This window comes from Serratia sp. LSHTC3 (assembly GCF_057197125.1).
Window position 1 is genome coordinate 22,306 of the sequence record NZ_JBXUNP010000012.1, and the last position, 8,281, is coordinate 30,586.

Annotated in this window: 8 protein-coding genes; all 8 read right to left on the reverse strand. The window is 53.3% G+C overall.

The window, feature by feature from the left end:
• Nucleotides 1–10: 10 nt before the first annotated feature.
• The gene (gene rpoB, locus AC2CGI_RS23695; RefSeq protein ID WP_004929900.1) at nt 11–4,039 is read right to left on the reverse strand and encodes a DNA-directed RNA polymerase subunit beta; all 4,029 of its coding nucleotides are present in this window, start codon (nt 4,037–4,039) and stop codon (nt 11–13) included.
• 332 nt (nt 4,040–4,371) lie between these two features.
• Entirely contained in the window at nt 4,372–4,737 is a 366-nt protein-coding gene (gene rplL, locus AC2CGI_RS23700; RefSeq protein ID WP_004929903.1) for a 50S ribosomal protein L7/L12, read from the reverse strand.
• A gap of 63 nt (nt 4,738–4,800) precedes the next feature.
• Nucleotides 4,801–5,298 (reverse strand): 50S ribosomal protein L10, encoded by a 498-nt coding sequence (gene rplJ / locus AC2CGI_RS23705; RefSeq protein ID WP_004929905.1) that lies wholly within the window; start codon nt 5,296–5,298, stop codon nt 4,801–4,803.
• A 338-nt stretch (nt 5,299–5,636) separates the two neighbouring features.
• Nucleotides 5,637–6,341, reverse strand: coding sequence for a 50S ribosomal protein L1 (rplA, locus tag AC2CGI_RS23710; protein ID WP_004929908.1), 705 nt, complete (start codon nt 6,339–6,341; stop codon nt 5,637–5,639).
• A gap of 3 nt (nt 6,342–6,344) precedes the next feature.
• Nucleotides 6,345–6,773, reverse strand: a complete 429-nt coding sequence (gene rplK / locus AC2CGI_RS23715) for a 50S ribosomal protein L11 (protein WP_015376316.1) — start codon at nt 6,771–6,773, stop codon at nt 6,345–6,347.
• A gap of 165 nt (nt 6,774–6,938) precedes the next feature.
• A complete protein-coding gene (gene nusG, locus AC2CGI_RS23720; RefSeq protein WP_004929914.1) occupies nt 6,939–7,484 on the reverse strand; it encodes a transcription termination/antitermination protein NusG in 546 nt (181 codons plus the stop codon).
• 1 nt (nt 7,485) lies between these two features.
• The gene (gene secE, locus AC2CGI_RS23725) at nt 7,486–7,869 is read right to left on the reverse strand and encodes a preprotein translocase subunit SecE (protein WP_004929916.1); all 384 of its coding nucleotides are present in this window, start codon (nt 7,867–7,869) and stop codon (nt 7,486–7,488) included.
• A 259-nt stretch (nt 7,870–8,128) separates the two neighbouring features.
• Nucleotides 8,129–8,281: EF-Tu C-terminal domain-related protein (locus tag AC2CGI_RS23730; protein WP_074027563.1), on the reverse strand; the 153-nt coding region annotated here is incomplete at its 5' end.

The window sequence follows — 8,281 nt, forward strand, 5'->3', positions numbered from 1 at the left end:
GGAATGACGATTACTCGTCTTCCAGTTCGATGTTGATGCCGAGCGAGCGGATTTCTTTCAACAGTACGTTGAAGGATTCCGGCATGCCTGGCTCCATCCGGTGATCGCCATCCACGATGTTTTTGTACATCTTGGTACGGCCGTTAACGTCATCCGACTTAACGGTGAGCATTTCCTGCAGGGTATAAGCCGCGCCGTATGCTTCCAGTGCCCACACTTCCATCTCACCGAAGCGTTGACCACCGAACTGCGCTTTACCACCCAGAGGTTGCTGAGTAACCAAGCTGTAAGAACCGGTTGAACGGGCGTGCATTTTATCGTCAACCAAGTGGTTCAGTTTCAGCATGTACATATAGCCGACAGTAACCTGGCGCTCGAATTGCTCACCGGTACGGCCATCGAACAGCGTGATCTGACCGGAGGTCGGGATTCCGCCCATTTCCAGCAGCTTCTTGATTTCAGTCTCTTTCGCACCGTCAAACACCGGCGTTGCGATCGGCATACCTTTTTTCAGGTTCTCTGCCAGACGCAGCACTTCGTCGTCGCTGAAGGTGTTCAGGTCAACTTTCTGGCAAACGTCGTCGCCCAGATCGTAGGCCTTCTGGATGAACTCACGCAGCTTGGCCACTTCCTGCTGCTGCTTCAGCATCTGGTTGATCTTCTCACCGATGCCTTTCGCAGCCATACCCAGGTGGGTTTCCAGGATCTGACCGATGTTCATACGTGATGGTACGCCCAGCGGGTTCAGTACGATGTCTACCGGCGTGCCGTTTTCATCGTAAGGCATATCTTCGATCGGGTTGATCTTGGAGATAACACCCTTGTTACCGTGGCGGCCCGCCATCTTGTCACCCGGTTGGATCTGACGTTTAACGGCCAGATAAACCTTGACGATTTTCAGCACGCCCGGCGCCAGATCGTCGCCCTGAGTGATCTTACGACGCTTGGCTTCCAGCTTCTTCTCGAAGTCGGATTTCAGTTCGTCGTACTGCTCAGCCAGCTGCTCCAGCTGGTTTTGCTTCTCTTCGTCGGTCAGGCCCAGTTCCAGCCAGCGATCGCGCGGCAGCTTGCTCAGCTTGTCGGCTTCGATACCACCGGCAACCAGCACCGCGTGGATACGTGCGAACAGACCGGCTTCCAGGATCTGCAGTTCTTCAGTCAGGTCTTTCTTCGCCTGCTTCAGCTGCATCTCTTCGATTTCCAACGCGCGCTTGTCTTTTTCCACGCCATCGCGGGTGAAGACCTGCACGTCGATAACCGTACCGGAAACGCCGTTCGGCACACGCAGAGAAGAGTCTTTAACGTCAGACGCTTTCTCACCGAAGATCGCACGCAGCAGTTTCTCTTCCGGCGTCAGCTGGGTTTCGCCTTTAGGCGTTACCTTACCGACCAGAATGTCGCCGCCGGTCACTTCAGCACCGATATACACGATACCGGATTCATCCAGCTTGGAGAGCGCCGCTTCACCCACGTTAGGGATGTCGGCGGTGATCTCTTCAGGCCCCAGCTTGGTGTCGCGAGACACGCACGCCAGTTCCTGGATGTGGATGGTGGTGAAGCGATCTTCCTGCACCACGCGCTCGGAGACCAAGATGGAGTCTTCGAAGTTGTAGCCGTTCCAAGGCATGAACGCTACGCGCATGTTCTGGCCCAGTGCCAGTTCGCCCAGGTCTGTCGATGGGCCATCCGCCAGCACGTCGCCGCGCTCGATTGGCTCACCCAGATTCACACACGGCATCTGGTTGATGCAGGTGTTCTGGTTAGAACGGGTGTACTTGGTCAGGTTGTAAATATCGATACCTGCTTCGCCCGGGTACATCTCGTCTTCGTTAACTTTGATAACGATACGGGAAGCATCCACGTACTGGATCACACCGCCGCGTTTGGCAACGGCGGTTACGCCGGAGTCAACCGCTACAGCGCGTTCCATACCGGTACCGACCAGCGGCTTGTCAGCGCGCAGGGTTGGTACGGCCTGACGTTGCATGTTCGCACCCATCAATGCACGGTTGGCGTCATCGTGTTCCAGGAATGGAATCAGTGAGGCACCAACGGAAACAACCTGTTGGGTGGATACGTCCATGTAGTCAACCTGGTCGCGGCTGAACAGGCTTGATTCGCCTTTGCTGCGGCAGGTGACCAGGTCTTCTACGAAGCGGCCTTCTTCATCCAGGTTGGAGTTCGCCTGGGCGATAACGAAGTTGCCTTCTTCAATAGCAGACAGGTAGTTGATCTCATCGGTCACCACGCCGTCACGCACGCGGCGGTACGGGGTTTCCAGGAAGCCATACTCGTTAGTCTGTGCGTACACGGACAGGGAGTTGATCAGACCGATGTTTGGACCTTCCGGCGTTTCGATTGGGCACACGCGGCCGTAGTGGGTCGGGTGTACGTCTCGAACTTCAAAGCCGGCGCGCTCACGGGTCAGACCGCCCGGGCCCAGTGCAGAGATACGACGCTTGTGCGTGATCTCGGACAGCGGGTTGTTCTGGTCCATGAACTGGGACAGCTGGCTGGAGCCGAAGAACTCTTTCACCGCCGCCGAAATCGGTTTGGCGTTGATCATGTCCTGAGGCATCAGGGTATCCAGATCGCCCAGAGACAGACGCTCTTTCACCGCACGCTCAACACGCACCAGACCTACGCGGAACTGGTTCTCGGCCATTTCGCCGACGGAGCGGATACGACGGTTGCCCAAGTGGTCGATATCGTCCACTTCGCCCTTGCCGTTACGGATATCGATGAGCTTCTTCATCACTTCGATGATGTCGTCTTTGCTCAGGATGCCCGAACCTTCGATCTCGTCGCGCAGCAGAGAACGGTTGAACTTCATACGGCCGACTGCGGACAGATCGTAGCGGTCTTCGGAGAAGAACAGGTTCTCGAACAGGCTTTCGGCAGCTTCGCGCGTTGGCGGCTCACCAGGACGCATCATGCGGTAGATTTCTACCAGCGAGCTCAGACGATCGTTGGTCGGATCGACACGCAGCGTTTCAGAGATGTACGCGCCGTGATCCAGATCGTTGGTGAACAGCGTTTCGATGCGCTTGTGGCCAGACTGGCTCAGCTTGGCCAGCAGATCCAGCGACAGCTCCATGTTGGCTGCGCAGATCAGCTCACCGGTATTGGTATCGATATAGTCTTTCGCGACCACTTTGCCCGCGATGTACTCTACCGGTACTTCAATGCTCTGAATGTCGTCTTTTTCCAGCTGACGGATATGACGGGCGGTGATACGACGGCCTTTCTCTACGTAGATCTTGCCGTTGGCTTCGATATCGAACGAAGCGGTCTCACCACGCAGGCGCTCAGGCACCAGCTCCATCTGCAGCTTGTTGTCGCGGATTTCGAAGACGATCTTGTCAAAGAACAGGTCGAGGATCTGTTCAGTGGTGTAGTTCAGCGCGCGCAGAATGATGGTCGCAGGCAGTTTGCGGCGACGGTCAATACGCACGAACAGGTTGTCTTTCGGATCGAACTCGAAGTCCAACCATGAACCGCGGTAAGGGATGATGCGTGCGTTGTACAGCACTTTACCCGAGGAGTGGGTTTTACCCTTATCGCTGTCGAAGAATACGCCAGGACTACGGTGCAACTGAGATACGATAACCCTCTCAGTACCGTTGATCACAAAGGTGCCGTTTTCGGTCATGAGCGGAATTTCGCCCATGTAGACTTCTTGTTCCTTGATGTCTTTGACCGTACCTTCAGGCGCTTCGCGCTCATAGATAACCAGGCGCAGTTTTACGCGCAGCGGTGCAGAGAACGTCACACCACGGATCTGGCACTCTTTGACGTCGAAGACCGGCTCACCAAGACGGTAGCTAACGTATTGCAGCTCCGAATTGCCACTGTAGCTCTGGATAGGGAAAACAGAACGGAATGCGGCTTCAAGGCCGTACTGCCCTTCTGGATCTTGCTCGATAAACTTCTGGAACGAGTCAAGCTGGATAGAAAGGAGATATGGTATGTCCAGCACTTGTGGACGTTTACCAAAATCCTTACGAATACGTTTTTTCTCGGTATAGGAGTAAACCATAGGGTTCCTCAGCTCGCTGATCAGTGACCCAATCTGTCCGTCCGATTAGGGACAGTTCATGCAACACCGTTTTGTCGACCGGAAAGCGGGAACACTTTCCGCAATGTCTCTTGCTATCACGCTTAAACCATTTCATCGCGCCTTCCCCCAGAACTCCTGGTAGTGCAAAGACCGCGGTATATTAAGTCGTCAATAGAAACAAACATTGGGAGGCGAAACCAGCAGCCAAACAGTGTGAAACGCTACTGGCGCCCTACAGCGCAAAAAGGCTGGTGACTAAAAAGTCACCAGCCATCAGCCTAAAAGACTAGGCTGCAACCGGAAGGGTTGGCTTATTTAACTTCAACTTCTGCGCCAGCTTCTTCCAGAGATTTTTTCAGAGCTTCTGCGTCATCTTTGCTCACGCCTTCTTTCAGAGCGGCTGGAGCAGATTCAACCAGGTCTTTAGCTTCTTTCAGACCCAGGCCGGTAGCGCCACGTACTGCTTTGATAACAGCAACTTTGTTAGCGCCTGCAGCTTTCAGGATAACGTCGAATTCAGTTTTCTCTTCAGCAGCTTCAGCTGGGCCAGCAGCTACAGCTACAGCAGCAGCAGCAGAAACGCCGAATTTTTCTTCCATAGCGGAAACCAGTTCAACAACGTCCATTACGGACATAGCGGCAACTGCTTCCAGGATTTGGTCTTTAGTGATAGACATAACAATTGTTCCTAAAATTCAGAAATAGTTTAAATACGTTAGCAAAGGCTAAGAAAGAGTGGCTTACGCCGCTTCTTTCTGATCGCGTACTGCAGCCAGAGTGCGAACCAGTTTGCCGGCAGCGGCTTCTTTCATGGTTGCCATCAGGCGTGCGATCGCTTCTTCGTAAGTTGGCAGCGTCGCCAGGCGGTCGATTTGCGCCGCTGGGATCAGCTCACCTTCAAAGGCCGCAGCTTTAACCTCGAATTTTGCATTCGCTTTCGCGAACTCTTTGAACAGACGAGCAGCAGCGCCCGGGTGTTCGTGAGAGAATGCAATCAAGGTTGGACCGACAAACGTGTCTTTCAGGCATTCGAATGGAGTGCCTTCAACTACGCGACGCATCAGGGTGTTGCGAACAACACGCATGTAAACGCCAGCTTCACGACCTGCTTTACGCAGTTCAGTCATTTTATCTACGGTAACGCCGCGGGAATCCGCAACAACCGCAGACAGCGCGCCTTTGGCTACTTCGCTGACTTCAGCAACAATCGCTTGTTTGTCTTGAAGATTTAATGCCATTAGCTTTTTGCTCCTGGATTAGCCGGGGAAAATCCCCCGGAACTCACTTCACTCGGCGCTTTGTAAAACGCCACGCCGAGCGGCTTAACACGGTGAGCAGAATCCAGCAAAGACATTCTTTTATAAAAAAGAAAAATTTTCTTAGGCTCTGTCACCGTCTACGCAGGAAGGATTAAGTATCTCGCGATACACCTGCGGTCTTGGACGGAGGCCTGGATAGGCCAGGCTCCAACCGAAAAATCTTTGTTTTGCCTACGGCATAGCCAATAGCAAAACCTTGGGGCATAAGATTCTAGACAAATCTCGGCCCCAAGTCAAAGCGATAATCGCAAGTGCGATTAGTTCGCTGCGGCAGACAGACCGCTCTGATCGATAGCAACGCCAGCACCCATGGTGGTGGAGAGGCTAACTTTCTTGATGTACATGCCTTTCGCCTGAGAAGGTTTTGCTTTTTTCAGCGCAACCAGCAGGGCTTCCAGGTTTTCTTTCAGTTTGTCTGCGTCGAAATCAACCTTACCGATAGTGGTATGGATGATGCCGTTTTTGTCGTTACGGTAGCGAACCTGACCTGCTTTAGCGTTTTTCACTGCTTCAGCAACGTTCGGAGTAACGGTACCCACTTTCGGGTTTGGCATCAGGCCGCGTGGACCCAGGATCTGGCCCAGTTGACCTACAACGCGCATTGCATCCGGGGAAGCAATAACAACGTCGAAGTTCATTTCGCCTTTCTTGATCTGCTCAGCCAGATCGTCCATACCTACCAGCTCTGCGCCGGCAGCTTTCGCTGCTTCAGCGTTAGCGCCTTGGGTAAATACGGCAACGCGAACGGAACGACCGGTGCCGTGTGGCAGAACGGTAGCGCCACGAACGTTTTGGTCAGATTTACGAGCGTCGATACCGAGGTTAACGGCAACGTCAACGCTTTCTACGAATTTAGCGGTGGCCAGCTCTTTCAGCAGAGCAACAGCTTCAGTGATGTCATACTGTTTAGTAGCATCAACTTTGTCACGGATCACGCGCATGCGCTTGGTCAGCTTAGCCATCTCTTAATCCTCCACTACCAGGCCCATGGAACGAGCGGTACCTTCGATGGAGCGAGTCATCGCTTCAACGTCAGAACCAGTCATGTCCGCAGCTTTGGTTTCTGCGATTTCACGTACCTGAGCACGGGTCACTTTACCTACTTTGTCTTTGTTCGGCTTACCGGAACCAGACTTGATACCAGCCGCTTTTTTCAGCAGAACTGCTGCTGGCGGGGTTTTGGTAACGAAAGTGAAGGAGCGATCAGAATAAACGGTGATAACAACCGGAATCGGCAGACCTTTCTCAACGCTGTCAGTTTTAGCGTTGAATGCCTTACAGAATTCCATGATGTTAACGCCCTGCTGACCCAGAGCTGGACCCACTGGTGGGCTCGGGTTAGCCATACCAGCTGCAACTTGCAGCTTAACGTAGGCTTGTACTTTCTTAGCCATTTAAATTTCCTCGGTTTGGGTAGTATCGCCTCGTGAGAGGCTCCCCGTGTTTAACCTCGCCGGACAGACATCAGGCAAGGCATCTAAAAACAAAAGGCGCGAAATTGTAGTTCAATTTCGCGCCTTTGACAAGCGGCAACGGACCGCTTATTGCTGATTATTCGATCAGCCTTTTTCAACCTGGCTGAAGTCCAGTTCCACCGGCGTTGCACGGCCGAAGATGGAAACGGAAACTTTCAGGCGGCTCTTCTCGTAATCGACTTCTTCGACCACGCCGTTGAAATCGGCAAACGGGCCGTCGTTGACGCGCACCAGCTCGCCCGGTTCGAACAGCGTTTTCGGACGCGGTTTGTCACCGACCTGCTGCAGGCGGTTCATGATCGCATCAACTTCTTTATCGCTGATCGGCGCAGGACGGTCAGACGTACCGCCGATGAACCCCATGACACGCGGTACGCTGCGCACCAGGTGCCAGCTGGCGTCATTCATCACCATCTGCACCAGCACATAGCCAGGGAAGAATTTACGCTCGCTCTTGCGACGCTGGCCACCACGGATTTCAACCACTTCTTCCGTAGGCACCATCACTTCGCCGAACAGCTCTTCCATATCGTGCAGTTTGATGTGTTCACGCAGCGATTGCGCTACGCGACCTTCAAAACCGGAAAACGCCTGAACGACGTACCAACGTTTTTTTGGAGCTTCAGACATTTTAGAACCTCAGGCCAGTAATAAACGACACCAGACGGACCAGAATACCATCCAGCCCCCACAGAATCAGTGACATCACGGCGGTTACCGCGGCAACGATCAACGTGGTGTGTAGCGTTTCCTGACGAGTTGGCCAAATCACTTTACGTACTTCGGTACGCGCTTCACGGGCAAACGCAACGGTGGCTTTGCCTTTGGTGGTCATCAGAGCCACTGCACCTGCAACGGCGATGATCAGCACAACTGCCAGCGCGCGCAATGGCAGGCTTAAATCACGGTAGTAATAGTTACCGACAATAGCCACAACCAACAGAACGGCGACGATCAGCCACTTTGCCGCTTCCAGGCCGCGTCCGCTCCCTTGAGCCTCGGTATTCGCACTCATAAACCAACCTGTCACAATGATGATTCATAACAAACAACTTTGCCTCGCATTGCGAGGCAAACCAAACCGATCGGATACCGCGCGAGCGATATCCCGGTGTTTTACGCCATGACGTATTCAGTCAATACGGTTTAAGAGCCCATCTCACCAATGATTATGACTGCAAAATCGCTGATGAGATAGGTTCTAGTTCACAGCGTAGAAAAAGGGCATCAAATGATGCCCTTTTACCGCGTGTCGCGTCAAACTTTATCAGCGATTAAGCGATAACTTTAGCAACAACACCAGCGCCTACAGTACGGCCGCCTTCACGGATTGCGAAACGCAGACCGTCATCCATCGCGATTGGGTGAATCAGGGTTACAACCATGTTCACGTTGTCGCCTGGCATTACCATCTCTACGCCTTCTGG

Excerpts from the sequence above, each read along its gene's own strand:
- rpoB (WP_004929900.1), bottom strand. The coding sequence starts at position 4,039 with ATGGTTTACTCCTATACCGAGAAAAAACGTATTCGTAAGGATTTTGGT.
- rplL (WP_004929903.1), bottom strand. The coding sequence starts at position 4,737 with ATGTCTATCACTAAAGACCAAATCCTGGAAGCAGTTGCCGCTATGTCC.
- rplJ (WP_004929905.1), bottom strand. The coding sequence starts at position 5,298 with ATGGCATTAAATCTTCAAGACAAACAAGCGATTGTTGCTGAAGTCAGC.
- rplA (WP_004929908.1), bottom strand. The coding sequence starts at position 6,341 with ATGGCTAAGCTGACCAAGCGCATGCGCGTGATCCGTGACAAAGTTGAT.
- rplK (WP_015376316.1), bottom strand. The coding sequence starts at position 6,773 with ATGGCTAAGAAAGTACAAGCCTACGTTAAGCTGCAAGTTGCAGCTGGT.
- nusG (WP_004929914.1), bottom strand. The coding sequence starts at position 7,484 with ATGTCTGAAGCTCCAAAAAAACGTTGGTACGTCGTTCAGGCGTTTTCC.
- secE (WP_004929916.1), bottom strand. The coding sequence starts at position 7,869 with ATGAGTGCGAATACCGAGGCTCAAGGGAGCGGACGCGGCCTGGAAGCG.